The 25,039-nt window shown below is 71.5% G+C and carries 23 protein-coding genes; 12 read left to right on the top strand and 11 right to left on the bottom strand.

Going from position 1 to position 25,039, the window contains the following annotated elements; genetic code table 11:
* Positions 1–9 precede the first annotated feature (9 nt).
* From AC5RVZ_RS27710 to AC5RVZ_RS27695, 4 genes are read right to left on the bottom strand one after another with little or no spacing between them, the layout of a single operon-like run.
* A complete protein-coding gene (locus AC5RVZ_RS27710; RefSeq protein ID WP_494068827.1) occupies positions 10–999 on the bottom strand; it encodes an AAA family ATPase in 990 nt (329 codons plus the stop codon).
* The gene (locus AC5RVZ_RS27705) at positions 996–2,216 is read right to left on the bottom strand and encodes a DUF4350 domain-containing protein (protein WP_494068826.1); all 1,221 of its coding nucleotides are present in this window, start codon (positions 2,214–2,216) and stop codon (positions 996–998) included. The genes AC5RVZ_RS27710 and AC5RVZ_RS27705 overlap by 4 nt, the downstream gene beginning before the upstream one ends.
* Positions 2,213–2,899 (bottom strand): DUF4129 domain-containing protein, encoded by a 687-nt coding sequence (locus AC5RVZ_RS27700; protein WP_494068825.1) that lies wholly within the window; start codon positions 2,897–2,899, stop codon positions 2,213–2,215. Before AC5RVZ_RS27700 ends, AC5RVZ_RS27705 begins: the two co-directional genes overlap by 4 nt.
* A complete protein-coding gene (locus AC5RVZ_RS27695) occupies positions 2,896–4,263 on the bottom strand; it encodes a DUF7847 domain-containing protein (RefSeq protein ID WP_494068824.1) in 1,368 nt (455 codons plus the stop codon). The genes AC5RVZ_RS27700 and AC5RVZ_RS27695 overlap by 4 nt, the downstream gene beginning before the upstream one ends.
* Positions 4,264–4,478: 215 nt before the next feature.
* Between AC5RVZ_RS27695 and mtrA the strand changes: the two genes are divergently transcribed.
* From mtrA to hpf, 5 genes are all read left to right on the top strand, one after another.
* Positions 4,479–5,159, top strand: a complete 681-nt coding sequence (gene mtrA / locus AC5RVZ_RS27690) for an MtrAB system response regulator MtrA (protein WP_494068823.1) — start codon at positions 4,479–4,481, stop codon at positions 5,157–5,159.
* 7 nt (positions 5,160–5,166) lie between these two features.
* Positions 5,167–6,897, top strand: coding sequence for an MtrAB system histidine kinase MtrB (gene mtrB / locus AC5RVZ_RS27685; protein WP_494068822.1), 1,731 nt, complete (start codon positions 5,167–5,169; stop codon positions 6,895–6,897).
* On the top strand, positions 6,894–8,576 hold the full coding sequence (locus AC5RVZ_RS27680) for an LpqB family beta-propeller domain-containing protein (protein WP_494068821.1): 1,683 nt from the start codon (positions 6,894–6,896) through the stop codon (positions 8,574–8,576). Before mtrB ends, AC5RVZ_RS27680 begins: the two co-directional genes overlap by 4 nt.
* A 124-nt stretch (positions 8,577–8,700) precedes the next feature.
* On the top strand, positions 8,701–9,366 hold the full coding sequence (locus AC5RVZ_RS27675) for a ComF family protein (RefSeq protein ID WP_494068820.1): 666 nt from the start codon (positions 8,701–8,703) through the stop codon (positions 9,364–9,366).
* Positions 9,367–9,497: 131 nt separating this feature from the next.
* On the top strand, positions 9,498–10,151 hold the full coding sequence (hpf, locus tag AC5RVZ_RS27670; protein WP_494068819.1) for a ribosome hibernation-promoting factor, HPF/YfiA family: 654 nt from the start codon (positions 9,498–9,500) through the stop codon (positions 10,149–10,151).
* A gap of 64 nt (positions 10,152–10,215) precedes the next feature.
* Here the strand turns inward: hpf and AC5RVZ_RS27665 are convergent, their stop codons facing one another.
* The 4 genes from AC5RVZ_RS27665 to AC5RVZ_RS27650 all read right to left on the bottom strand — a co-directional run bounded on the left by AC5RVZ_RS27665 (position 10,216) and on the right by AC5RVZ_RS27650 (position 14,895).
* Positions 10,216–11,577, bottom strand: a complete 1,362-nt coding sequence (locus AC5RVZ_RS27665; protein WP_494068818.1) for a hypothetical protein — start codon at positions 11,575–11,577, stop codon at positions 10,216–10,218.
* Between the two features lie 76 nt (positions 11,578–11,653).
* Entirely contained in the window at positions 11,654–13,516 is a 1,863-nt protein-coding gene (locus AC5RVZ_RS27660) for a DEAD/DEAH box helicase (protein ID WP_494068817.1), read from the bottom strand.
* 87 nt (positions 13,517–13,603) lie between these two features.
* Entirely contained in the window at positions 13,604–14,245 is a 642-nt protein-coding gene (locus tag AC5RVZ_RS27655) for a PadR family transcriptional regulator (RefSeq protein WP_494068816.1), read from the bottom strand.
* A gap of 98 nt (positions 14,246–14,343) precedes the next feature.
* Positions 14,344–14,895, bottom strand: a complete 552-nt coding sequence (locus tag AC5RVZ_RS27650) for a hypothetical protein (RefSeq protein ID WP_494068815.1) — start codon at positions 14,893–14,895, stop codon at positions 14,344–14,346.
* 147 nt (positions 14,896–15,042) lie between these two features.
* On the opposite strand from AC5RVZ_RS27650, the gene secA reads away from it, so the two are divergent.
* The 3 genes from secA to AC5RVZ_RS27635 all read left to right on the top strand — a co-directional run bounded on the left by secA (position 15,043) and on the right by AC5RVZ_RS27635 (position 19,589).
* Positions 15,043–17,862 (top strand): preprotein translocase subunit SecA, encoded by a 2,820-nt coding sequence (gene secA, locus AC5RVZ_RS27645; RefSeq protein WP_494068814.1) that lies wholly within the window; start codon positions 15,043–15,045, stop codon positions 17,860–17,862.
* A 74-nt stretch (positions 17,863–17,936) separates the two neighbouring features.
* Positions 17,937–19,163, top strand: coding sequence for a pyridoxal phosphate-dependent aminotransferase (locus tag AC5RVZ_RS27640; RefSeq protein ID WP_494068813.1), 1,227 nt, complete (start codon positions 17,937–17,939; stop codon positions 19,161–19,163).
* Positions 19,164–19,235: 72 nt separating this feature from the next.
* A complete protein-coding gene (locus AC5RVZ_RS27635) occupies positions 19,236–19,589 on the top strand; it encodes a hypothetical protein (RefSeq protein ID WP_494068812.1) in 354 nt (117 codons plus the stop codon).
* A 39-nt stretch (positions 19,590–19,628) separates the two neighbouring features.
* Here the strand turns inward: AC5RVZ_RS27635 and AC5RVZ_RS27630 are convergent, their stop codons facing one another.
* Positions 19,629–20,066 carry an Rv3235 family protein gene (locus tag AC5RVZ_RS27630; protein ID WP_494068811.1) on the bottom strand — a complete coding sequence of 146 codons (438 nt, stop codon included), beginning with the start codon at positions 20,064–20,066 and terminating at the stop codon, positions 19,629–19,631.
* A gap of 138 nt (positions 20,067–20,204) precedes the next feature.
* Between AC5RVZ_RS27630 and AC5RVZ_RS27625 the strand changes: the two genes are divergently transcribed.
* The gene (locus AC5RVZ_RS27625; RefSeq protein WP_494068810.1) at positions 20,205–20,804 is read left to right on the top strand and encodes a hypothetical protein; all 600 of its coding nucleotides are present in this window, start codon (positions 20,205–20,207) and stop codon (positions 20,802–20,804) included.
* Positions 20,805–20,823: 19 nt separating this feature from the next.
* Here AC5RVZ_RS27625 and AC5RVZ_RS27620 read toward each other — a convergent pair whose 3' ends face one another.
* On the bottom strand, positions 20,824–21,105 hold the full coding sequence (locus AC5RVZ_RS27620) for a helix-turn-helix domain-containing protein (RefSeq protein ID WP_494068809.1): 282 nt from the start codon (positions 21,103–21,105) through the stop codon (positions 20,824–20,826).
* 99 nt (positions 21,106–21,204) lie between these two features.
* Between AC5RVZ_RS27620 and AC5RVZ_RS27615 the strand changes: the two genes are divergently transcribed.
* From AC5RVZ_RS27615 to AC5RVZ_RS27605, 3 genes are read left to right on the top strand one after another with little or no spacing between them, the layout of a single operon-like run.
* Positions 21,205–21,834 carry an SAF domain-containing protein gene (locus tag AC5RVZ_RS27615; RefSeq protein ID WP_494068808.1) on the top strand — a complete coding sequence of 210 codons (630 nt, stop codon included), beginning with the start codon at positions 21,205–21,207 and terminating at the stop codon, positions 21,832–21,834.
* The gene (locus AC5RVZ_RS27610) at positions 21,831–23,096 is read left to right on the top strand and encodes a CpaE/TadZ family protein (RefSeq protein ID WP_494068807.1); all 1,266 of its coding nucleotides are present in this window, start codon (positions 21,831–21,833) and stop codon (positions 23,094–23,096) included. Before AC5RVZ_RS27615 ends, AC5RVZ_RS27610 begins: the two co-directional genes overlap by 4 nt.
* Before the next feature lie 23 nt (positions 23,097–23,119).
* Positions 23,120–24,604, top strand: coding sequence for a sensor histidine kinase (locus AC5RVZ_RS27605; RefSeq protein WP_494068806.1), 1,485 nt, complete (start codon positions 23,120–23,122; stop codon positions 24,602–24,604).
* Between the two features lie 84 nt (positions 24,605–24,688).
* On the opposite strand, the gene AC5RVZ_RS27600 is transcribed toward AC5RVZ_RS27605, so the two are convergent.
* Positions 24,689–24,937, bottom strand: a complete 249-nt coding sequence (locus tag AC5RVZ_RS27600; RefSeq protein WP_005048317.1) for a WhiB family transcriptional regulator — start codon at positions 24,935–24,937, stop codon at positions 24,689–24,691.
* Positions 24,938–25,039: the final 102 nt, after the last annotated feature.

The following is a 25,039-nucleotide window of genomic DNA, read 5'->3' as shown; positions in this document are numbered from 1 at the left end:
GGAGGCGGATCAGACCGGCACGCGCGTCTGCTGCAGCACCGAGCCGAGCACGGCGTCCACGGAGACGCCCTCCAGCTCGGCATCGGGACGCAGCCGGATGCGATGCCGCCACGTGGGGACGAGCATCGTCTGCACGTGGTCGGGCGTGATGGCGGGGTAGCCGCCCAGCCAGGCCCACGCCTTCGCGGCGGCGAGCAGGGCGGTCGCCGCGCGCGGGCTGACGCCCAGCTGCACCGACGGGCTGCTGCGGGTCGCCTGTGCCAGGTCGACGACGTACCCGAGGACGTCGTCGGAGACCGTGACGGCGGCCGCCGCACGCTGGGCGGCGCGGATCTCATCCGGGCTCGCCGCGCGCTGCAGTCCCGCCGCGCCGAGGTCGCGCGGGTCGAACCCCGAGGCGTGGCGTCTCAGCACGGCGAGCTCCGCGTCCCGCGCGGGAACCTCGACGTGCAGCTTCAGCAGGAAGCGGTCCAGCTGCGCTTCGGGAAGCGTGTAGGTGCCCTCGTGCTCGATCGGATTCTGCGTGGCCGCGACGAGGAACGGCTCGGGCAGAGGCCGTGTCACGCCGTCGGTGGAGACCTGGCGCTCCTCCATGGCCTCCAGCAGCGCCGCCTGCGTCTTCGGCGGGGTCCGATTGATCTCGTCGGCGAGGACGATGTGGGTGAACACCGGCCCCGGACGGAACTCGAACTCGCCGGTGCGGGCGTCGTAGACGAGGGACCCCGAGACGTCGCCGGGCATGAGGTCGGGCGTGAACTGGATGCGCTTGGTGTCCAGGCCCAGCGCGGCGGAGAAGGCCCGCACGAGCAGCGTCTTGGCGACGCCCGGCACGCCCTCCAGCAGCACGTGACCGCGAGCGAGCAGCGCGATGAGCAGTCCCGTGACGGTGCCGTCCTGACCGACGACGGCCTTCCCGACTTCGAGGCGCACGCGGTTCATCGCCTCCCGCAGCTCGGCGTCCTCCGCAGCGGCATCCGGGGTGGGGGCGAGGTCGGTCATCGATGGTTCCTTTCCGGGCGGATCGCCGTCTGCACGGCGTCCTCGAGGTGACGAAGGCGAGAGCTGAGTGCGACGAGCTCGGCGTCGCCGCGGGGAACGTCGTCGATCAGGATGCCCCGCACGGCGCCGCGGTCCAGGCCGGTCCGCAGCGCGGCGGCGTCGGCGATCTCGGTCGCCGACGCGCCCGGGCCCAGTGCCAGCATGCGCGCGAGCCGGCCGAGCGTCCCCAGGCGCAGCTGGTCGGCCGCGTGCACGGCGTCGCGAGAGCGGGCGTAGAGCCGCGCGCGGCCCTCGGTCGTCTCGGACGCGCGGACCGTGACCGGAAGCCGCTCGGTCACCAGCGGCCCGAACCGGCGGCCGCGCCAGAGGCCCGCGGCGACGCCGGCGACCAACAGCAGCACGATGACGGGGCTCACCCAGGGCGGAGTGAGCTCACCAAGGGTCGGATCCGCGTCGGACAGGTCGGTGTCGGCGGGGCTGGGCACGTACCAGACGACGACCGGATGCCTCCCCACCAGGTTCAGGGCGAGGGCGGCGTTGCCGTGGTCGGCGAGGCGGTCGTTGACGAACAGCTCCCGGCCGTCGACCGCGGCGACCCTGCGGTCCCCGTCGGTGGCGACCAGGAGTCCGTGGCCGTCCCCTGCGGGATAGCACGCCGTGGCGTTCTGCGCGGCGGTGAAGACGCCGACGGGTTCGATCGGTCCTGCCCGCTGCGCGTCGCCGAGAGCGCATCCGGGCTCGACGGCTCCGACCGGTGCGACACCGGCGGGCGTCGACCCGGGGAGGAGGAGGTCCAGCGTGCGCGCGCGGGGCTGGACGAGCACCACGTCGTCGGCGGCATCGGCCATCTCCAGCACGGCGTCATCGGACAGTGCGGGAGCATCCGGCAGGACGAGGGTCGCGGCCGCGCCGGCGAGGGCGTCCGCCGCGGCGGCGCGGTCCCGGGCGATCACGACCTCCACGCCGTGCTCACGCAGGATTCCGGCGAGGGCGCGCGTGCCCGCCGGCCCCGCGGATGCCGGATCGAGGGCGTCTCGCTCGGCCCACTGGTTCGCCGCCGAGATCGCCGCACCGATCCCGCCGATCAGCAGCAGCCCCAGGCCGATCGCGATCCAGGCGGCGATGCGCCGGGCACGCGGCGCGGTTCTGCGGGTGGCGTGCGGTTCCCGGGCGGCTGCCGCCGCCGCCGGCGCGGAGCCGGAGGTGCCGACGCTCACGCGGGCACCGCCGGCACGGGAGCTGCCTTCCGACCCGGGCGCGCTCGCGTGACGGCGTCCTCCGTCGCCGCGACGAGGCGATACGTCTCCGCGGTGCCGGGTCTGCGCAGGTAGCGGACATCGTCGAACGCGACCGCGGCGGCCTCCAGCTCGTCGGCCAGATCGGGGAAGGCACGCGAGGCCGCCCGCGCGAAGGCGTGCACGGTGGCGCCCGGCGGAGTGTCCACGACGCCGCGCTCGAGGCATCCGCGCACGAGCGAGCGGAAGCGCAGCACCACCGCCGCGTCCCACTCGCCGGCGCGGGCGTGGCGCTCGGCCTCGGCGCGCAGCTGCGCCGCCGAGCGGACCTCTGCTTCGCCGAGGATGACCGGCGATGCGCGAGCGGCCCGGCGCGAGGCGCGCGGCATGCCCCACACGAGGAAGGCCGCGACGATGACGACCACGACCACGACAGCGGCGACCACCGCGAATGCCGAAGCCCAGCCGCCGGAGACGTCGGGCGACAGGATGGACTGGATGAAGTCGCCGATCGCGCGCGCGATGCGATCGAACGGCGTCGGCTCCGCGATGTCGTAGACGGGATCGGCCAGCTCCCGCTTCGCCCACTCCCGCGCCTCGTCGCCGTCCGGTGTGAGCGGCGGCACCGCGTCGGCGGAACGCGCGAGCGCAGCCGCCGGGCTCACGGTGCTCCGCGGTCGCGGTCCGAAGCCGCAGCGCCGGGCGCGGTCCACGTCGTCGACGACGGGGCCTGCGCTGCGGCCGGCTGCGCGGGCGGCTCGGATGCCGGCGCGGGCGCCTCGGCCGCCAGCGCGGGGGCCGACGCGGGACCCGGAGCCGCCGACGACGGCCATGGTGCGGCCGGTGACCGCGCCGGCATCACGTACCCGGTGGGGTGGGCGTAGCCGGCGGAGTGCGGCGGGATGCCGCCCGCGCCCGGCTGACCCGGGTAGCCGAGCGGAAGGGCCCCCGGCGCGGCGTAGCCGGGCGTGGCCCACCCGCGCGGCGCGATCACTCGGCCGACGTTCTGACGGTAGGGGTCGCCCAGATCGGTCGCCCCGGCGTCCCTGCGCTCGATGTAGGCGAGCAGGTCGAGGTCCAGTCCTTCGCGGCGCATGCGGCAGTCGATGTAGATGATCGCCGTCGCCGTGGACTGCACGACGATGGCGACCGACTGCAGCAGGAGCGTGACGACCTGGGTGAGCAGGCCGGTCGCGATCATCCCGATGATGGCGCTCGGCTCGGGATCGCCGGTCGGGGCGACCACCGTGGTCAGCCCCATCGAGAGGAACGTGAACGGGATGCTCACCACCTGGGCCACCGCTCCGAAGATGACCGAGATCACCAGGATGACGCCGAGGGCCGGCCAGAACCGGCCGCGCGTGAGCGTCCAGGAGCGCACCAGCGCCTGGGAGATGGTGGCGTGCTCCACGATGATCGTCGCCGGCACGAGCAGCAGCTTGATCATCAGCCACCACGTCAGCGGGATGGCCGCGAGGATCACGAGGATCGTGAGGACGATCGCGGCGGGCGGTGCGACCATCGCGATCCCGATCACCCCGAGAACCACGACGGTCACGAGCGCGGCGACGGCGAGGATGACGAGGAGCGAGTAGCCGATGAGCCGCCATGCGATGGGCTTCACCTGGCGCCACAGCGCACCGAGCGAGAGCTTCTCGGCCAGGGCGGCGTGGGTCACCTCGACCACCACGACCGCCTGCACGAGCACGCTCAGCGCTCCCGCGGCGAGCCCCAGCACGATGCCCGCCACCACGGTGATCCCGATCGATCCCGCCAGCACCGTGTCGTACTCGTCGGTACCGGGGCGGAGCGTGTCCAGGCGCGAGAACGCGGCCCACGTGACCGCGAGCAGGGCGACCAGCACGACGATGTAGGCGAGGGTCTGCACGATGAGCGCGAAGCCGAGCAGCACGCGGGGGTTCTGTCGCAGCGCCGCGAACGAGCGGCCGAGGATCGTCCCGAACGTCAGCGGGTGGAGCGGGATGATGCCGGGCCGGGATGCCGGCGTCCAGGCCGGATACGCGCTCACGGTGTTCCCCTTCCATCGTTCCGCGGCCCATCGCGTCGCAACGCCGGCCGCGTGACCCCTATCGTTCCACATCGTCCGCGGCCGCATCCCCGGCGCGCAGAGGTGTCTCGGCCGCGCTTCGGCTCGCGCACAGGCACCGTCGACTACTCTGTGGGAAGCGCATGGGGATGGCGCCTGCCGTCGTCGTGCCGGACGAAAAGGAACGAACGCGCGCGATGACTTCACGCATCCTGGTGGTCGACGACGACACCGCCCTCGCCGAGATGATCGGCATCGTGCTGCGCACCGAAGGATTCGACACGGTGTTCTGCGCCGACGGCGGGGAGGCCGTCGACGCCTGGCGCACCGAGAAGCCCGACCTCATCCTCCTCGACCTCATGCTGCCCGGCATGGATGGCATCGAGGTGTGCACCCGCATCCGCTCCGAGTCCGGCATCCCGATCATCATGCTGACCGCCCGCACCGACACGGCGGATGTCGTGAAGGGCCTGGAGTCGGGTGCCGACGACTACATCGTCAAGCCCTTCAACCCGAAGGAGCTCGTCGCGCGCATCCGTACGCGTCTGCGTCCCGCCAGCCAGCCGACCGGTGACACCCTCCGGATCGGTGATCTGACGGTCGATGTCGCCGCGCACGAGGTGCGGCGGGGCGACACGGCGATTCCGCTGACGCCCCTGGAGTTCGAGTTGCTCGTCGCGCTCGCGTCCAGGCCGCAGCAGGTGTTCTCGCGCGAGATGCTGCTGGAGCAGGTGTGGGGGTACCACTACAAGGCCGACACGCGTCTGGTGAACGTCCACGTGCAGCGACTGCGGGCCAAGGTCGAGCAGGACCCCGACAACCCGCGGATCGTCACGACGGTGCGCGGCGTCGGCTATCGCGCCGGCGCGGTCGTGTGAGGCCGACGTGGCAGCCCCGAAGACAGGGGTGACGGCGACGACCCAGACGCCGCTCACGGGATGGCGCCTGTGGCGCGCCTGGCCGGGCAACATCGCGACCCTGTGGCGGCGGTCGATGCGGTTCCGCACCCTCCTGCTGACGCTCGTGCTGACGGTGCTCGCGGTGACCGTCGCCTCGGTCGTGATGGCGCTGTCGATCCAGAACAACCTCTTCGTCTCGCGCAAGGACCAGGTGCTGACGGATGCCGTGCAGGCTCGCGATGCCGCCCAGAGGGCTCTGGACGCCGCCCTGCAGGGTGATGGCGTGCAGCCCCAGAACGTCATGACGCTGGCGTTCACGGCGCTGGACAACCAGTCGGCCAGCGAGGTGGCGGCCGTGTTCTTCATCGGTCCGCCGCCGCCCGGTGCCCCGCAGGACCGCAGCACGTCGCTGGAGATCGACGAGATGCTCACCGACGGCATGCGCCAGGCCGTCCGAGCCAACCCTGATGATCAGATCTGGCAGTCGGTGGCGCTTCCACAGCCCGACGGCAGAACGGCGCCGGGGATCATGGTCGGTCAGCAGCTGTCGCTGCCCGGCGTGGGGCAGTACGAGCTGTACCTCGGCTACGACCTGGCCAACGCACCCCAGACGCTCGGATTCGTCCAGGGCACGCTGTGGCTCTCGGGGATCGCGCTGGTCGTGCTCATCGGCAGCATCGCCTGGCTCGTGCTGCGCTCGGTGACCGCGCCGATCGGCGAGGCGGCCGAGACGAGCGCCCGCCTCGCGGCCGGGGAGCTCGGCGTGCGACTGGAGGTCCACGGCGAGGACGAGCTGGCCACGCTCGGCCGCTCGTTCAACGCGATGGCCGACAGCATCGAGTCGCAGATCAAGGAGCTCGCCGATCTGTCGCTGGTGCAGCAGCGGTTCGTCTCGGACGTCTCGCACGAGCTGCGCACGCCGCTGACGACGATCCGCCTCGCCGCCGACATGATCAACGACCAGCGCGACGAGTTCGACCCCGCCACCGCCCGAGCCGCGGAGCTGCTGAACGCGCAGGTGCAGCGGTTCGAGACGCTGCTGACCGATCTGCTCGAGATCAGCCGTTACGACGCCGGCTCGGTGCAGCTCGAGCTCGAGCCGACCAGCCTCGCGCACCTGGCGGAGGACGTCATCGCGTCCATGCAGCAGCTCGCGGATCGACACGGCTCCGACGTCCGGCTCGTCGCCCCCGGCGGCTACTCGCCCGTGGACATGGATCCGCGGCGGGTGCGCCGGATCGTGCGCAACCTGCTCGGCAACGCCATCGAGCACGGCGAGGGACGCCCAATCGTCGTCACGGTCGACAGCGACCAGCACGCCGTCGCGCTGGGTGTCCGCGACTACGGCATGGGGATGCGGCCGGAGGACGCCGAGCGGGTCTTCGACCGGTTCTGGCGCGCAGATCCCTCGCGCAAGCGCACCCTCGGCGGCACGGGGCTCGGCCTGTCCATCGCGCTCGGCGACGCGAAGCTCCACGGCGGGGAGCTCGCGGTCTGGTCCGAGCCCGGCCGTGGCACGAACTTCGTGCTGACGCTTCCGCGACACGTGGGCGGCCGCATCGACGGATCGCCGATCGCCGTGGACCCCGGTGACGACGCGGCTTCTCCGCTGGATGAGCTCGGCCTCACGCAGCCCATCCCGGTGCCGCGCGGAGCCGAGGCGCGTGCGGCGCGGACCGCCGTGGCGGATGCGGCCGACCGAGGAGGTGTGCGGTGACCCCGCGGCGGAGCATCCTGGTGGTCGTGCTCGCGGTGCTGGCGCTGTGCCTGAGCGCGTGCGCGGGCTTCCCGACGACGGGGCCGCTGAACTACGGCCTCTCCACGGACGACACCGGCGACGAGGCGCAGAACGTCCAGTTCCTCCCCAGTCGTCCGCAGCCCGGCGGGTCACCGGCCGAGATCGTCGAGGGCTTCATCAACGCCGGCAGCGGCCCCGGTGCCGCAGGGGACTGGGCGCGGGCGAAGGAGTTCCTCGCCCCGGACCTGCAGAACACCTGGCGGCCCAAGGCGGGCGTCACGATCGACATCTCCGGCGAGCGGGCCTATACCGAGACCGCCGAGGGCCTGGTCGATCTCACGCTGGACGCCGTCGCCACCGTCGATGACCGCGGCGCGTACGAGCGGGCCGAGGTGGTCGAGCGGACGCTGGCGTTCGAGCTCGCCAAGCAGGCCGACGGCGAGTGGCGCATCACGAAAGCGCCCGACGGCGTCGTGCTCGACCGGGATCAGTTCCCCACCGTGTTCCACCGGTACTCGGTGATGTACTTCGACCCGACCTGGCAGTACCTCGTGCCCGACGTGCGCTGGTTCCCCACCACGAACGCGGCCGCCAGCATCACCTTCGCCCTTGTGAACCAGCCCGCGAGCGACTGGCTCGCAGGCTCCGTCGTGACGGCGTTCCCCGAGAACGTCTCGGCGGTGCCGTCGGTGTCCACGCCGGGCGGCGTCGCCGAGATCGAGCTGTCGCGGGAGGCGCTGGATGCCGACCAGGAGACGCTCGATCGCATGCTGACGCAGCTGGAGTCGAGCCTCGCCGGGGCGGGCGTCGTGGAAGTCGTGCTCAACGTCGGCGCGGCGCCTCTTCCCGCCGAGGCGGTTCCGGTCAGGTCCACGCGCGTGACGAGCGCGCCGCTCGTCCTCACCGCAGAGGGGTTCGGCTTCCTCACCGGGGAAGAGCTCGAGCCGGTCCCGGGATTGTCGCGCAGCGTCGTCGCGGCGGCGCCGCTGTCGGTGCAGGTGAGCCCGGATCGGGATGCCGCGGCGGCGCGACTGGCCTCGGGAGAGGTGGCGCGGATCACGCCGGACGGCGCCGAGATCCTCGACAGCCGCGCGGGGCTGATCGATCCCACGATCGACCATTCGGGCATCGTCTGGAGCGTTCCTCGCGAGCAGCCCGCCGCGCTGGCGGCGCACCTGCCGTCCGGGGAGGCCGTGGATGTCGCCGACGCATGGTCCGAGGCGAGCGCGATCGCCGCGATGTCGGTGTCCCGCGACGGCGCGCGGATCGCGGCGACCGTGACTGCGGGCGGCCGCACGGCCCTGTGGGTCGCCGGCGTCTTCCGCAACGCCGACGGCGTCCCCGAGCGCCTCGGACCGCCCCTGCAGCTGAGCATCGTCGGCGCGCCGGCGCTCGGCATCGCCTGGATCGACGACATCAGCATCGGCGTGCTCGGCGCCGGACAGGACGAGGCGATCGTCCTGGAGCAGGTGGTGGGCGGACCGTCCACCACGAGCACGGCGACCGCCGACATGACCTCGATCGCCGGCGGCGGCGGGATCTCCAACGTGCGTCTGCGCGCGTCCGACGGCACCCTGTACGTGCGGCGGGGGACGACGTGGCAGCCGTCGGCGGAGGACGTGCTCGTGCTCGCGACGCAGCAGGGCGCGCCCCGATAGCGTCTCGCGCGGGGCACGGCGGGCCGTTCCTCGCGGCTCCTCCCCAAACGCGGCGCCTCGCCGATGTCTCCACACCTCGCCGGGTCGACTCCTGCACCCTCCCTCGCCCGGACACCCTCGACGCATGGCCCTTCCTTTCACCGCCGAGGTGCGGACGCTGTGCGAGGGAGCGCTCGCCGAGACGCTCGCCCTGCTGCTTCCGGTCTCGTGCGCGGGATGCGACGAGCTCGACACCCCGCTGTGCGAGGCGTGTGCGCGAGAGCTGACACCGCAGCCGCACCGGCAGGTGGTCGACGCACCGGGCGGTCCCGTGGAGGTGTGGAGCAGCCTGCGGTTCGATGGCGTGGCGGCACGCGTGCTCCGCGCGGTCAAAGAGGACGGCCGCACGGGGCTCATCCGGGCGCTCGCGGGCTGCGTCGCCGCGGCCCTCGCGCGCGCCGATGCGCCGGGCGCCGTCGTCGTTCCCATGCCGACATCGCGGGCGGCGTACCGTCGCCGCGGCTACCGCGTGCCCGACCTCCTCGCCCGCAGCGCCCGCATCCGGCCGGCCCGGGCGCTGTCGTACACGCGCCGAACGGGCGATCAGCGCGGGCTGGGCCGGCTCGAGCGACACCGGAACACCGCCGGCAGCATGGTCGCCCGTGGCATCCGCGGGCAGCGCGTCGTGGTGCTCGACGACGTCATCACGACCGGCGCGAGCCTCGCCGAGGCCGTGCGCGCTCTGCGGGAGGCCGGGGCCGACGTGGCCGCCGCCGTCACGGTCGCGGCGACCCCGAGACGTCTCCCATAAGGCGGTGAACGCCGTGCGTCAACAGGTGAAACTCACAGGTGACAGAGTCCGAACCCGGGGCTAGCGTGGGGTGGACAAGGCGACTGATGGGTCCGCCCTTGGCCGGGTGGACCGGAACAAGGAGGTCAGGGATGGAAACCAGCATCGTCGGCGTGGGAGTGGGTATCACCGATCGCTTCCGAGATGTCGTCGAAGAGAAGGCCGCCCGGATCGAGAACATCGCGCCGCGCGCACAGCGCGTGGATGTCAAGGTCACGCACCGCGGATACCACAAGGGACGCGTCGAGGACGAGACCGTCGAGCTCACCGTGAGCGGCAAGGGTCCCATCATCCGGGCGGAGGCCTCGGACGGTGACAAGTTCACCGCTCTCGACCTCGCCGTCGACCGGTTGTGCGAGCAGCTGCGGCGCGCCAAGGAGAAGCGCGTCGACTCCCGCAACCACCCTCGCGGCGCCAAGTTCGAGAAGGGCACCGGCGCTCTGGAGGGCATCGACGTGGAGCCGGCGTCCGCCGACGTGCTGCGTGCCGTCGCGACCGGCGAGGTGCCGGTGGTGACCGGCAGCGAATCCGAGGAGGAGTACACACCGGTCGTCATCCGGACCAAGGAGTTCGAGCCGGAATGGATGTCGGTCGAGGAGGCCGTCGACCGCATGGAGCTGGTGGGCCACGACTTCTTCCTCTTCATCGACGCGCGCACGGACCACCCGAGCGTCGTGTACCGGCGCAAGGGCTGGGATTACGGCGTGATCTCGCTGACGACGCAGGCGCAGCCTCAGGTCGCATAGCGAACCGAACGAGACGACGGGATGCCTCCAGCCGAGGCATCCCGTCGTCTCGTCTGCGGGAGAGCTAGTCGATGAAGCCGTCGAGGATGCTGCCGATCACGAGGCCGCCGAGGATGCCGCCCATGAGATCGCCGCCGCCGCCGCGGCGGCCGCCGCCCCAGCCCGGCTGCGGGCCGCCCCAGCCGCCGCCCCACTGATCGGGCTGCGGACGTGCCGCGTCGATGTCGCGCTGAGCGAGCTGCAGCCCCTCGGCGGCGAGGAAGGCGGCTCGCCGGGCCATGGCGAACGCCTGCTCGCGGTGGTCCTCGTCGATCCGCGTCGCCGCCGCGGCGGAGGTCCCGAGATAGCGGTCCAGGTCGGCGCGGACGCGCTCAGCCTCGGCGAGGCGGGTGCGCGCGTCGGCGCCGATCCAGCCGCGGTGCCCGGCGATGATGTCGCGGGCGACGGCCAGCTGGCGGTCGGCGTCGTCGATGGCGTGACGGACATGCTCCAGCGGCGGGATGGGGCGGGCGGCGCGTTCGCGTGCCGCCGCGATGGCGGCATCCAGCCCGGCGTTGGCTTCACGCAGACGGGTCAGCTGCTCGAACGGGTCGGTGTTCACGCCGGCGGCGGGCAGCGCCGACAGGGCCGCCTGCAGTTCTGCGATGGCAGCCGACACGGCGGGGGTCTGCGGTTCGCGCAGCGCGACCACGAGGTCCTCGCGGGAGTCCTCGACGATCGCGGCGAGCGTCGATTCCGCGCGCAGCGCTTCGACCTCGAACGTCTCCACCGCATCGAGCAGCGTCTCGGCGCGGCGAACCGACTCGGTGGCCGCCTCGAGCGCCATGTTGGCCTGCTCGCGCTGACCCGCATCGCGGCGGCGCTCCGCCACGGCGGCGCTGTGCTCGGCGAAAGCAAGCAGCTGCTCGGCCTCGGCGGGGTTGGACTGCACCTGGGTGAGCGCGTGGGTCGAGTACCGGGCGCTGAGCCGCTCGACCGTCTCGCGGGCGTCGGGGATCCGCTGGCGCAGGCGCGCGGCATCCGCTCGCACGCGGGCGATGATCTCGGGGGCGCGGCGGGCGCGCTCGATCGGAGCCGCGAGCGCCTCCGTGCGGTCGTCGAGCAGCTCTTCGGCCCACTCGCACAGCTGCACGATGCGGGCGTTGCGCGTGCGCAGCTCCTCACGGGTGTCGGGGATCTCGTCGTGGTTGAGCTGGTGGAGATGGAAGGCCTCCTGCATGTGCGTGCGCACCGCCTCGAGCGCCTCCCGCAGACCCTTGGTGGCATTGGGACCCAGCTCCGCCTCGGCGAAGGAGAGCTCATCCGTGGTCAGACGGATGCGCTCGTCCGCGTCGACGAGGGCCCTCTGCGCGCGACGCGCCAGGTCGGCGTCCTGTGCGTCCAGGTCTTCCTGCTCACGCTTGCGCTTGCCCCAGAATCCGGCCATGCCTCGATCCTACGGGGACGGCTGGGAGCGGGCTGGACCCTGTGGACCGCCAGAGGCGCTGTCAGGCGAGAATGCTTCAGCCGTCGCCGCGCCGGTGGCGGGGCTTGCGGTCGCCGGCGTCGCGCAAGCCCGAACGCCTGGGTCCCCGCGCATCGCTGCCGAAGCTCCGGTCGTCGCGGCGACGGTCCCCGCCCCGGTCGTCCCGATAGGACCGCTGCTCGGCATCCTGTCGGCGCTGCGGGCGCCCGGCGTCGGGGCGCAGTTCGATCAGCCGGCCGGAGATCCGCGTGTCGGCCAGGCGGTCGAGCGTCTCGCGGGGGAGGTCAGCGGGCAGCTCGACGAGAGAGAACTCCGGCTTGATCTGAATCGCGCCGAAGTCGTCGCGGCGCAGTCCGCCCTCGTTCGCGAGCGCGCCGACGATCTGGCGCGGCTCGACACGGTGGCGCTTGCCCACCGCGATGCGGTAGGTGGAGAACTTCCCCGCGCCCGGGCGCTCGCGGCGCTCGCCCCGCTCCTCGCGACCGCCCCGCTCGTCGCGGCCGCCCCGCTCGCTGCGCTCCCGGACGACCGGCTCGGGGTCGGGCTCGAGCAGCAGGGGCGTCTCACCCTGCGCGACGATGGCGAGGGCGGCGGCGACGTCGACCTCGGGCACGTCGTGATTGCGGACGTAGTGGGTCACGATGTCGCGGAACCGGTCGATGCGCGCGGTGTCGGCCAGCGCCTCGCTGATGCGGTCGTCGAACCGCGCGAGCCTGGTCTCGTTCACCTCGTCGACGCTCGGCAGCGACATCTGGGTGATCTCCTGGCGGGTCGCCCGCTCGATCATCTTCACTAGCCCGCGCTCGCGCGGCGTGACGAAGCTGATGGCCTCGCCCGAGCGGCCTGCGCGGCCGGTGCGGCCGATGCGGTGCACGTACGACTCGGAGTCGGTGGGGATGTCGTAGTTGACCACGTGCGAGATGCGCTCGACGTCCAGGCCCCGGGCGGCGACATCCGTGGCGACCAGGATGTCGAGCTTGCCGGACTTCAGCTGATTGACGGTCTTCTCACGCTGGGGCTGCGCGATGTCGCCGTTGATCGCCGCCGCCGAGTATCCACGGGCCCGCAGCCTCTCGGCGATCTCCTCCGTGACGCTCTTGGTGCGTCCGAACACGATCATGCCGTCGAAGTTCTCGACCTCGAGGATGCGGGTGAGGGCGTCCATCTTCTGCTGCCACGACACGATGAGGTAGCGCTGGGCGATGTTCGCGGAGGTCGTGGTCTTCGCCTTGACCGTGATCTCTTCCGGATCGTGCAGGTACTGCTTCGACATGCGGCGGATCTGCGCCGGCATGGTCGCGGAGAACAAGGCGACCTGCTTCGTCTCGGGCGTCTCGGCGAGGATCGTCTCGACATCCTCGGCGAAGCCCATCTTGAGCATCTCGTCGGCCTCGTCGAGGACGAGGTACTGCAGCTGCGAGAGATCGAGCGTGCCCTTCTCGAGGTGGTCGATGATGCGACCCGGCGTGCCCACGACGATGTGCACGCCGCGGCGCAGCGCGGACAGCTGCACGCCGTAGCCCTGCCCGCCGTAGACGGGAAGGACGTGGACGCCCTTCAGGTGGCCGGCGTACTTCTCGAACGCCTCGCAGACCTGCAGCGCGAGTTCGCGCGTGGGCGCCAGCACGAGCGCCTGCGGCGACTTCTGCGACAGGTCGAGCCGGTCGATGATGGGCAGCGCGAACGCCGCTGTCTTGCCGGTTCCCGTCTGGGCCATGCCCACGACGTCGCGGCCGCCCAGAAGCGTGGGGATCGTCGCCGCCTGGATCGCCGAGGGACTCTCGTAGCCGATCTCGCGCAGGGCTTTGAGGATGGGCGCGCTCAGCCCGAGGTCGGAGAAGGTCAGCGCTGCGGGCTCATCCGGAGCCGCGGTCTCGGTCAGGTCTTGGTCTGTGGACACAGTTCAGGGTATCCGGGTACGGCTGTGAGAGGACAGGATGCCGCAGGTCGCCTTCACAACGGGCATCCTTCGGGCCAGCGTGCAGTGTCAAAGAGAAGCGACGACCGGCTTCCGGGACCCGCCGGGCTCGACCCCGGATGCCTCGCCCTTGGCAGGTCGGCCCCGCCGGGGCTTCTCGGTGGACAGCGCCAGCGCGAGCGCGTGGTCGGGATGACGCTCGAGACGCTGCTCGACGCGCTCGAGCCATCGCAGCTCCGCTTCCGCAACGAGGATCATCGAGTCCACGACGAGCGACCGCGCCAACTCCTCCGGTCCTCGCGGTTCGCCGTCCGCGACCGCCGCTCGCCGGAGCTCCTCCAGCCGGGCACGCGAGCCCTGCCGCTGGGCGGCGATCATGTCGGCGGCGTGGACGCCCGGAAGGGTCACGGCCACGGCGAGCTTGATCGCGAGCTCGTCCCTCGTTCCCTGCCCGCGCATCACGGGGGACTGGAGCCACTCGCGCACGTGGGCAGACCCGGCGTCGGTGATCCGCCAGTACACGTGACCGTGCTCGTCGACGTCGCCCTTCTCGACCAGGCCGTCCCGCTCCAGCCGATCGAGCGTGTTGTAGATCTGCCCGACGTTGAGCGGCCAGGTGGACCCGGTGCGTCGGTCGAACTCGGCGCGCAACTGGTAGCCGTAGCAGGGGCCCTGGTCGAGGATCGCGAGCAGGCTCTGTCGTACCGACATCCGGTCCCCCATATATATACCGAGTATGTACGTGCTGAGTATAGACATTCCTGAAAACACTCGAGCGGATGCCGCCCGAGCGTGTCGATGCCGACGCCTCAATCGACGCGGGTCAGGCGGGCGAGGGCCTCTTCCACGGGTTCCCGGACCGGCTGGTGGCAGCGGTCGCGCGGGATCGCCGCGCGGATCCACCGCCCGTGGGCGTCGAGGAGCCGCACGTCCGGCGGGTAGACCATCATCGCGGGGCACGGCCCATCGGCGAGCGGCTGGTCGGGCACAGCGAGCGCGGCGAGCAGCGCAGCGAGGTCCCCTTGGAAGCGGCGGGGCTGAACCGGCGGGTCCGCCAGCGGCTCGTCCCCGGGCGCCGACAGTTCCCGCGACGGCTCGTCGGTGAGCTGCGGGAGGACCGGCTCCTCTGTCGGCGCGGGAAGGATCGTGAGGGCCGGGTCGCACAGCACCACGACCACCGGTGTGAAGCGGTCGGGAACCCCGCCGGCCACGGCGTCGGGGTCGCAGACTTCCGGGGAGTCCGACACCGGAGCGGCCTCACGATGCTGCCCCATCAGCGGGGTCGCGCACGCCGTGAGGGCGAGCACGAGCCCGAGCGCGAAGCCGATCAGCGCCACCGCCGGCGGCATCCGTCCGTTCATTCCGTCCCTCCGGCGTCGGGCCGTCTTCCCATGCTCGCGGCGTCCAGCCCATCACAAGGTCACAGGTGGATAACATGGGCACATATGCCTGGGCGCCGCCAGGCGGCATGGGCGCCGACGCGCCGCACCGAAAGATGGAGACACTCCGTGGCCAACCCCCTCGAGAAACTGCTCCGCGCCGGCGAGGGACGCATCCTCCGCAGGCTGCAGCAGGTCGTGAAGGCCGTGAACGCCCTCGAAGAGGATTACGAGCACCTGACCGACGAGGAGCTGCGCGGCGAGACCGCCGAGCTGCGTGCCCGCTACGAAGCCGGCGAGACCCTCGACCAGCTCATGCCGGAGGCGTTCGCCGCCGTCCGGGAGGCCGGCAAGCGGACCCTCGGCCAGCGGGCGTACGACGTCCAGATCATGGGCGGCGCCGCACTGCACCTCGGCAACATCGCAGAGATGAAGACCGGTGAAGGAAAGACGCTCACCGCGGCCTTCCCGGTGTACCTCAACGCGATCGCCGGCAAGGGCGTTCACGTGATCACGGTCAACGACTTCCTCGCGTCGTACCAGTCCGAGCTCATGGGCCGCATCTATCGCGCCCTCGGCATGACCACCGGCACCATCGTCGCCGGGCAGACGCCCGACGTCCGCCGCGAGCAGTACAACGCCGACATCACCTACGGTACGAACAACGAGTTCGGCTTCGACTACCTGCGCGACAACATGGCGTGGCGCAAGGAGGACCTGGTCCAGCGCGGCCACTTCTTCGCGATCGTCGACGAGGTCGACTCGATCCTCATCGACGAGGCCCGGACGCCGCTGATCATCTCCGGTCCGTCCTCGGGTGAGGCGAACCGCTGGTTCGTCGAGTTCGCCAAGATCGCCAAGACCCTCGAGCCTGGCGTCGACTACGAGGTCGACGAGAAGAAGCGCACGATCGGCGTGCTGGAGCCCGGCATCGAGAAGGTCGAGGACTACCTCGGCATCGACAACCTGTACGAGTCGGCCAACACCCCGTTGATCTCGTTCCTCAACAACTCGATCAAGGCGCTCGCGCTGTTCAAGCGCGACACCGACTACGTCGTGATGAACGACGAGGTCATGATCGTCGACGAGCACACCGGGCGCATCCTGGTCGGTCGTCGCTACAACGAGGGCATCCACCAGGCCATCGAGGCGAAGGAGGGTGTGCCGGTCAAGGCCGAGAATCAGACGCTCGCCACCGTCACGCTGCAGAACTACTTCCGCCTGTACGACAAGCTCGCGGGCATGACCGGTACCGCCGAGACCGAGGCGGCCGAGTTCATGTCGACGTACAAGCTCGGCGTGGTGCCCATCCCGACGAACCGGCCGATGATCCGCAAGGACATGCCCGACCTGGTCTACAAGAACGAGCAGGCGAAGTTCGCCCAGGTCGTCGAGGACATCGCGGAGCGCCACGCGAAGGGCCAGCCGGTCCTGGTGGGCACCGTGAGCGTCGAGAAGAGCGAGTATCTGTCGCGGCTGCTGGCGAAGAAGGGCATCAAGCACGAGGTCCTCAACGCCAAGAACCACGCGCGCGAGGCCGAGATCGTCGCCCGCGCCGGGCGACTGGGCGCTGTCACGGTGGCCACCAACATGGCCGGTCGCGGCACCGACATCATGCTCGGAGGAAACGCCGAGTTCCTCGCCGTCCAGGAGATGAAGGCCAAGGGGCTGGACCCGGTCGAGACGCCGGACGAGTACGAGGCGGAGTGGGATGCCGTGTACGAGGCGGTGCGCGAGCGCGTCGCCGAGGAGGCGGCGAAGGTCATCGACGCCGGCGGCCTGTACGTGCTCGGGACCGAGCGGCACGAGTCCCGCCGCATCGACAACCAGCTGCGCGGACGGTCCGGCCGTCAGGGCGACCCCGGCGAGAGCCGCTTCTACCTGTCGCTGACCGACGATCTCATGCGCCTGTTCCAGTCGGGCGCCGCGGAGGCGATCCTCGCGCGGACGAACTTCCCCGACGACGTGGCGATCGAGTCCGGCATGGTCACGCGCGCGATCAAGTCGGCGCAGAGCCAGGTCGAGGCGCGCAACGCCGAGATCCGCAAGAACGTCCTGAAGTACGACGACGTGCTGAACCGCCAGCGCGAGGCGATCTACTCCGACCGCCGTCACATCCTGCAGGGCGACGACATCGCGGACCGCGTCCAGCACTTCATCGAGGACGCGATCAACGCCGTCATCGACGACCACACCGGGTCCGGTCACAGCGAGAACTGGGACTTCGACGCGTTGTGGACCGAGCTGAAGACGCTCTACCCGGTCGGTGTGACCATCGACGAGGTCGTGGCGGAGGCGGCGGACCGCAAGGGCGGCATCACGGCCGAGGGGCTCAAGCGCGAGATCCTGTCGGACGCGCGCATCGCCTACCAGAAGCGCGAGGAGTCGCTCGGCTCCGCGGCGACGCGGGAGCTCGAGCGCCGCGTCGTGCTGCAGGTGCTCGACCGCCGCTGGCGCGACCACCTCTACGAGATGGACTACCTCAAGGACGGCATCGGCCTGCGGGCGATGGCCCAGCGCGACCCGCTCATCGAGTACCAGCGCGAGGGCTACCAGATGTTCCAGGCGATGATGGGCCAGATCAAGGAGGAGTCGGTCGGCTACCTCTACAACCTCGAGGTCGAGGTCCGTCGCGCCGGCGAGGGCGAGCAGGTCACGCAGGTCGAGGCCAAGGGGCTGGGCGCTCAGCCGGTCGAGGGTCAGCGGCTGCAGTACTCCGCGTCGAACGACATCGGTGAGGTCGAGGTGCGCAACGACCGCGGGCAGGTGCAGCAGGCTGCGACCAACCGGCTTCGCCAGGCCGCCGCGACGGCGGGCCAGGCCGGTCAGCCCGCCGCGACGCCGGAGCCGCAGCGCGGCTCGTTCGGGCAGCGGACGGATGCCTCGGCGCGGCAGCAGCCCGCCCCGCAGAACCGTGCACAGCGGCGCGCCGCCGAGAAGCGCAAGTAGCGATTCCGGCGGGGGCGAGGGCGCGGTCCACGCGGCGGTCATTGGCCCTCAGGGGGCGCGGATATCCTGATGCGATGAGTCCGCTCCGCCCCCTCGATCAGTCCGCCAAGCTCAAGGATGTGCTCTACGAGATCCGCGGGCAGGCACTCGTCGAGGCCGACCGGCTCGAGGCCGAGGGGCACACGATCCTCAAGCTCAACACGGGCAATCCTGCGGTGTTCGGCTTCGAGGCCCCGTTCCAGATCGTGCGCGACATGATCGAGGCGGTGCCGCACGCGCACGGGTACAGCGACAGCAAGGGCATCATGTCGGCCCGGCGAGCGGTGGTCTACCGCTACGAGCAGGATCCGACGTTCCCGTCGTTCGGGCCGGAGGACGTCTTCCTCGGCAACGGGGTCTCCGAGCTCATCACGATGGTGATGCAGGCGCTGCTCGACGAGGGCGACGAGGTGCTGATCCCGGCCCCCGACTACCCGCTGTGGACCGCGATGACGAGTCTGGGCGGCGGCACGCCGGTGCACTATCTCGCCGACGAGCAGAACGGGTGGCAGCCCGATCTCGACGACATCCGCGCGAAGGTCACCCCGCGTACGAAGGCGATCGTCGTCATCAACCCCAACAACCCCACCGGGGCCGTCTACTCGCGACAGGTGCTCGAGGGGATCGCCGAGATCGCCCGCGAGAACTCGCTCCTCGTGCTCGCCGACGAGATCTACGACCGCATCCTCTTCGACGAGGCGCAGCACATCCCCATGGCGTCCGTCGCGCCCGACCTGCTGGTGCTCACCTTCAACGGTCTGTCCAAGACGTATCGCGTGGCGGGCTACCGCTCAGGCTGGCTCGTCATCACCGGCCCCAGGGACCACGCAGCCGGCTTCCTGGAGGGCATCACCCTGCTCGCCTCGACGCGCCTGTGCCCCAACGTGCCGGCACAGCACGCCGTGCAGGCGGCGCTGTCGGGGGTGCAGTCGATCGACGCGCTGGTGGCGCCGACGGGGCGTCTGCACGAACAGCGGGATGCCGCGTGGGAGAGTCTGGAGGCGATCCCCGGGGTCAGCTGCGTCAAGCCCCAAGGAGCTCTGTACGCCTTCCCGCGCCTTGATCCGGAGGTGTACGAAATCCACGACGACGCCAAGCTCGTCTACGACTTCCTCGTCGCGGAGCACGTGCTTCTCGTTCAGGGGACCGGCTTCAACTGGGCGACGCCCGACCATCTGCGGATCGTCACGCTTCCCGAAGCGCGGGTGCTGTCCGAGGCGATCGAGCGGCTGGGCAACTTCCTCGCGTCCTACAGGCAGTGAGTCCGGCGGCGTGCCGTGCGGCAGCCGTCAAGCCCCTCGACCGCCGACGAGCCGGGATCGTAGCCTGCGGGCATGGCGATCGAGTTGAATCGACCCGCGCTGCGGCACGCGCGCGCCCTGATCCGCGAAGGCAAGGTCGTCCGCGACGAGCGGGATGACTGGTCGGAGGCCGCCCCCACGGCCGACGAGGAGAACGCGTTCATCGAGAAGGAGGGCTGGACCGAGTACGCGCACTGGCACCTCGGCATCGACAAGACCGAGAACCGCGAGACCAAGCAGGCGTACTCGTTCCCGTTCGGCGACTTCCGGAAGGTGCACCGGTCAGGGGTCATCTCGGGGGAGAGCCGTGCCGGCCAGTACGACCACGACGAGATCCGCGGCGCGCTGAAGGGGCTGCTCGAACTCATCGACGGCGACAGGGGCTGACTGCCGACCGCGTCCCGCGAGGTGCCGGCGGCGCGCCGCTCAGAGAAGCGCGAGGGATGTCGCGCGCCAGCGACCGTCCATGCCCTCCAGGCGCAGGGCCACCGCCCGCGTACGTGCCGGACCCTGCACCACCACGACGGACTCGACGACACCGTCGGCCGGCGAGGAGAACCGCACCGAGAGGATCGCGTGGACGGGGCGCCGAGCCGGGACGCCGCGCGCGCTGCGCGCGCGTGCCGCCAGGTTCGCCCGGGTCACGAGCTTGCGGTAAGGATCCTCGGTGAGCCAGCGTGCGAGCTGGTCGACCTCTCGGACTCCGGCGAACACCTCCAGCACGCCGCGCGTGAGGTTGCGAAGGAACGGCTCGGGGTCGGGCAGAGCGGTGGACGGTGTCCGCTGCGGCGCGAAGAACTCGGAGAGCTCGGCGCCGGCGGACGCGTACGACACACGAGCTGTGCCGGCGGGCGTCTGGGCCATGGGTGCCTATCTCGACATCGGGGGACAGGGTTGTCTCCGCGGACAGTGAAACACACAGGCAACTTTCAGGGGAACCCCGCTCTCGGCCGTTGTGGATAACTTCCGGCTGGGGAGATCCTCGTGCCCTAGCCTTCCTGCGTGCGCTGGGAACGGTTCTTCGACGACCTCGAAGATCAGCTCGCCTCCGAGTGGGAGGCCGAGCGCGCCGCGTTGGACACCGAAGCCGAGCGGCTCCGACTGTCTCGCGTGACCCTCGCCGATCGGCTGCACCAGCTGGTCTCGCGCGACGACCCGACGACGGCATCGTTCGAGCTGTCCGACGGTGCGACGCTGCGCGCGAGTGTGACGGGCGTCGGAGCCGACTGGGCCGCGCTGATGCCCGAGGGGCGCCGCGGCGCGGCGCTGACTCCCTTCGCCGCCATCCACGCCATCGGGATGCCGCACCCCGATCTCCTGCGCAGCGCCCGCCCGGCGCCCGCGCGCAGTGTCCTCGCGGACCGTCTCACCTTCGGGTTCGTGCTGCGTGACCTGGTGCGACGCCGCATCGGCGTGAGCATCCATCTGGCGTCGGGACGCACGCTGTCGGGGACGATCGACCGGGCGGGCGCCGACCATCTCGATCTCGCGCTTCACGACCCCGGTGCGCCACGGCGCACCGACGCCGTCACCGGGTACCGCATCGTGCCGCTCACCGCGGTCGCGTGGGTGCGCGCCGACGAGGCGCCGTCGATGCCCTGAGCGGTCCTCGACGATCTCGTCAGTCGGGATCGCGGACGATCCCGGTGCCCCACAGCTCCGGGAAGCTGGCGGTCTGCGATTGGCGCCACAGAGCCATACGGCGTGCCTCCTCGGCCTGGTCGTCGAGGTAGGCCGACACGCTTTCGGACTCCACGCGCCACCGGGCCGGCGAGCCGACGCGCATGCCCCGGAGCCGGCCCTCCATCACGAGCGCGATGACCTCGTCCACCGAGACGCCGAGGATCTCGCCGACCTGCGCGGGAGCGAGGAGGCGCACGTCGGACGAGGGGGCATCGGGCATGCGACCATTATCGCCCCGCGCTTCTCACCCGGGCTTCGCCCGCGAGGCGCTGTGGATAACGATCGACGCCTTTTCGGCGGTTGGGTGACGATGGGAGGCATGACCGCCACCGAGTCCGCTCGTGCACCGCGCCGCGCCTTCCGGGGCGACGCGCGCTTCTTCCTCGGCATCCTCCTCATCGTCGTCTCGGTCGCCGGCGTCTGGCTCGTCGTGGCGGCGTCGCGCACGACGGTTCCGGTGTACGCCGCCGCCCGCACGATCGTCCCCGGGGAGGCGATCTCGTCGTCGGACGTCCGCGTCGTCGACGTCGCGCTCGGCACCGTCTCGGACGCCTATGTCGGTCCCGACGACCTCGCCGCGGCTGCCGTCGCCACGCGCACGATCGAGGCGGGCGAGCTCGTCCCGGCGAGCTCTGTCGGTGACGCCGATGCGTCGCGCACGACGAGCGTCGTGGTGCGCAGCGCGGTCGACGTGCCGGCCTCGGTGGAGGCCGGAGCGGTCGTCGAAGTGTGGGCGGCGCCCCTGATCGAGCAGGGGGAGTACGACGCGCCCCGGATACTCGTCGCCGATGCCACGGTCGTGTCGGTCACGCGTGACGACTCCATGATCGGCGGAGGCGCCGCCGCTCTGGAGCTCGTGATCCCGCGTGCCGACGTGGCCGCCACGCTCGCGGCGATGGCCGACGAGTCGGCCCTCTCGGTCGTCCCCACGGTCGGGAACAGGTCGTGAGCGTCGTCCTCGCGCTCGACGACGCGCGAAGCCTCGACGCCGGCCTGCGCCGCGAGGGCATCGAGGTGCGGGGCGAGCTCCCCACGTCGGCCATCGCATCGGCGGCGGGAGACGGGATGCTGGGGGCCGAGGCCGAGACGGTGCTGCGCGCGATCGCCGATGCCGATGTCGTCGTGCTGCAGGTGTCGCGGAGGTCGCTGTCGCCCGCCGTGGTCGCGCTGTGCGATCGCGTGGCGACGCGGATCGTCCCGCTGTGTGAGAGCCCGGCCGATGAGCGGCTCGCGGTCGCGTGCGGGCTCGAGCAGCCGCTCCCGCTCGCCGCGGAGCCGTGGCGGGTCGCCGAGGCCGTCGTCGGCGTGCCCGCGCGACCAGCGGCGGGGAAGGAGCGCTCCGGGCCTGGCGTCCTCGCCGTGTGGGGCCCAGCAGGTGCGCCGGGGCGCTCCACCGTCGCGGTGGAGCTGGCCGTCGAGCTCGCGCGCGGTGGGCGGCACGTCGGTCTCGTCGATGCCGACACCCATGCGCCCTCGCTCGCGCTCGCGCTGGGCCTTCCCGACGAAGGCCCGGGCTTCGCGGCGGCCTGCCGGCAGGCCGAGCTCGGCGGCCTCGACGCCGCCGAGCTCACCCGGATCGCGCTGCCACTCGGGCGCACCGGCGTCGACGTGCTCACGGGCATCAACCGGCCTTCCCGGTGGCCCGAGCTCAGCGAGAAGCGCGTAGCGGCCTCCCTGGCCGTGTGCCGGAACTGGGCGGAGTTCACCATCGTGGACGTCTCGTCGTCGCTCGAACGCGACGAGGAGATCATGAGCGACCTCGACGGTCCCCGGCGGAATGCCGCCACACTGGCCGCCCTGCGCGCAGCCGATCTCGTGGTCGCCGTGGCCGGCGCCGACCCGGTCGGCGTGTCTCGGTTCCTGCGCGCCTTCGCCGAGCTGCGCTCCACGATCGGGGCGACGCCCGTCGCGGTGCTCGCCAACCGGCTCCGCCCCGGCGCCCTCGGCATCGACGCGCGGGGTCAGGTGCGACGCACGCTCGACCGGTTCGGCGGCATCGAGGACGTCTGGTTCCTGCCGCAGGACCCGCGGTCCGCCGACGCGGCGCTGCTGGCCGCGCGTCCGATCGCCGAGATCGCTCCGCGCTCTCCGCTCACCCTGGCGCTGCGCCGCTTCGTCGGAGAGGCGATCGTTCCCGCTCCGCGGGTGACGGGCGCGCCGGATCGGCGACGGCGCCGCGGCATCCGCTCCGCCGCGAGTCCGGCCGCATGAGCCGCGCGTTCTAGGCTGGACGGGTGTCGACCCTCAGCGATCTCGTCTACGCCCAGGGCCGTTCCAGCGCGGAGGACGTGGAATGGCTCCACCGCCTCGCCGGGGACGGCCAGCTGCTCGCCGATCTGGCGTTCGCCGACATCGTGCTGTGGGTGCCAACCTCGGATGACTCCTTCGTGGCGGTCGCGCACACACGACCGGGCGGCGCCGCCACGCTCTTCTACCGCGACATCGTCGGCGACCGCGTGCGACCGCAGTGGCACACGCAGGTGCGCGAAGCTTTCCAGACCGGCACGATCGTGGATTCGGCCTCGCCCGACTGGTTCGAGGAGACGCCGACGCGAGTCCGGGCGGTGCCGGTGGTGCGACGCGTGGGCGGCGAATCGCCGCGCATCGGCGTGCTGACCCGCCACACCAACCTCGGCGAGGCCCGCACGCCCTCGCGCCAGCAGATCACTTTCAACGACTGCGCCGACGACCTGTTCGGAATGATCGCCTCCGGGGACTTCCCCGACCTCGCCGCGCCCACCTCGCCGCGCCGCGGCGCTCCGCGCGCATCCGACGGGCTGATCAGGCTCGACGTCGACGGCGTGACCACGTTCGCCAGTCCCAACGCGCTGTCGGCCTTCAACCGCCTCGGCTTCGAGGACGAGCTCGAGGGGGAGTCCCTCGTGGAGGTGGTGACCCAGATCCTTCCGACCAAGCGGCAGTACGACGAATCGCTCCCCGTCGTCGTCACGGGGCGCGCGCCGTGGCGGACGGATCTGGAGGCCCGCGGGGTGACCGTGTCGCTGCGGACGATTCCGCTCCGCGACCACGGGACGCGCATCGGCGCCATCGTGCTGTGCCGTGACGTCACCGAGATCCGTCACCAGGAGCAGGAGCTCATCACCAAGGACGCCACGATCCGCGAGATCCACCACCGCGTCAAGAACAACCTGCAGACGGTCGCGTCGCTGCTGCGCATCCAGGCGCGGCGGTCGCACACCGAGGAAGCCCGCGAGGCCCTCACCCAGGCGATGCGCCGGGTGTCGTCGATCGCCGTCGTGCACGACACCCTGTCGGAGGGGCTCGCGCAGAACGTCGACTTCGACGACGTCTTCGATCGCGTCCTCAAGCTGGTCGCGGAGGTCGCGGCGGCACCGAACACGCGGGCACGCACGCATACGACGGGCACCTTCGGAACGCTTCCGAGCGAGTACGCGACCCCGCTGGCGCTCGCCCTCACCGAGCTGGTGACCAACGCCGTGGAGCACGGGCTGGCAGGGCAGGAGGGCGACGTGGAGATCGTCGCCGACCGCACCGACGACCGGCTGGAGGTCCGGGTCCGCGACAGCGGTTCGGGACTGCCGGAGGGTCAGGTCGGTCGGGGCCTGGGCACGCAGATCGTGCGCACGCTCATCCAGGGCGAGCTCGGGGGCACGATCGATTGGCACACCATCATGGGCAGCGGAACGGAGGTCACGATCGACATCCCGCTGCGGTACATCGACCGCCCCAAGAACTGAGCGACGGATGCCGCGACGCGCGGCATCCGTCGGTTGCTGCCGCCCTCCGACGTGCGTCGGCGGGGCGGCCGGCGGCTCGAGGCGTCAGGACGCCCGGCGGGCGCGGGCGGCGCGGCGTTTGAGGGCGCGGCGCTCGTCCTCGGAGAGCCCGCCCCACACGCCCGAGTCCTGTCCGGTCTCGAGGGCGTACTGCAGGCAGACCTCGGTCACGGTGCACCGGGCGCACACCGACTTGGCCTTCTCGATCTGGTCGACGGCGGGGCCGGTGTTGCCGACCGGGAAGAACAGCTCGGGGTCGACGGTCAGGCAGGCGGCTTTGTCGCGCCAGTCCATGGTGGTGCTCCTTGTGACGTTGGGTGGAATGAGAGTCGCGGTTCGGGTCCGTTACTCTGGTGGGAAGTGCGAGAGGACTCGCCCCACGTCGCTGTGGGAGCA

It is taken from the genome of Arthrobacter sp. Cza30 (assembly GCF_059090765.1).
Note: the sequence above shows the minus strand (reverse complement) of the source record. Positions and strands in the feature narration are given on the sequence as shown.

Coding starts and splice junctions, on each gene's coding strand:
- AC5RVZ_RS27710 (WP_494068827.1), bottom strand. CDS start 999: ATGACCGACCTCGCCCCCACCCCGGATGCCGCTGCGGAGGACGCCGAG.
- mtrA (WP_494068823.1), top strand. CDS start 4,479: ATGACTTCACGCATCCTGGTGGTCGACGACGACACCGCCCTCGCCGAG.
- AC5RVZ_RS27675 (WP_494068820.1), top strand. CDS start 8,701: ATGGCCCTTCCTTTCACCGCCGAGGTGCGGACGCTGTGCGAGGGAGCG.
- hpf (WP_494068819.1), top strand. CDS start 9,498: ATGGAAACCAGCATCGTCGGCGTGGGAGTGGGTATCACCGATCGCTTC.
- AC5RVZ_RS27665 (WP_494068818.1), bottom strand. CDS start 11,577: ATGGCCGGATTCTGGGGCAAGCGCAAGCGTGAGCAGGAAGACCTGGAC.
- AC5RVZ_RS27655 (WP_494068816.1), bottom strand. CDS start 14,245: ATGTCGGTACGACAGAGCCTGCTCGCGATCCTCGACCAGGGCCCCTGC.
- AC5RVZ_RS27650 (WP_494068815.1), bottom strand. CDS start 14,895: ATGAACGGACGGATGCCGCCGGCGGTGGCGCTGATCGGCTTCGCGCTC.
- AC5RVZ_RS27640 (WP_494068813.1), top strand. CDS start 17,937: ATGAGTCCGCTCCGCCCCCTCGATCAGTCCGCCAAGCTCAAGGATGTG.
- AC5RVZ_RS27635 (WP_494068812.1), top strand. CDS start 19,236: ATGGCGATCGAGTTGAATCGACCCGCGCTGCGGCACGCGCGCGCCCTG.
- AC5RVZ_RS27630 (WP_494068811.1), bottom strand. CDS start 20,066: ATGGCCCAGACGCCCGCCGGCACAGCTCGTGTGTCGTACGCGTCCGCC.
- AC5RVZ_RS27620 (WP_494068809.1), bottom strand. CDS start 21,105: ATGCCCGATGCCCCCTCGTCCGACGTGCGCCTCCTCGCTCCCGCGCAG.
- AC5RVZ_RS27615 (WP_494068808.1), top strand. CDS start 21,205: ATGACCGCCACCGAGTCCGCTCGTGCACCGCGCCGCGCCTTCCGGGGC.
- AC5RVZ_RS27600 (WP_005048317.1), bottom strand. CDS start 24,937: ATGGACTGGCGCGACAAAGCCGCCTGCCTGACCGTCGACCCCGAGCTG.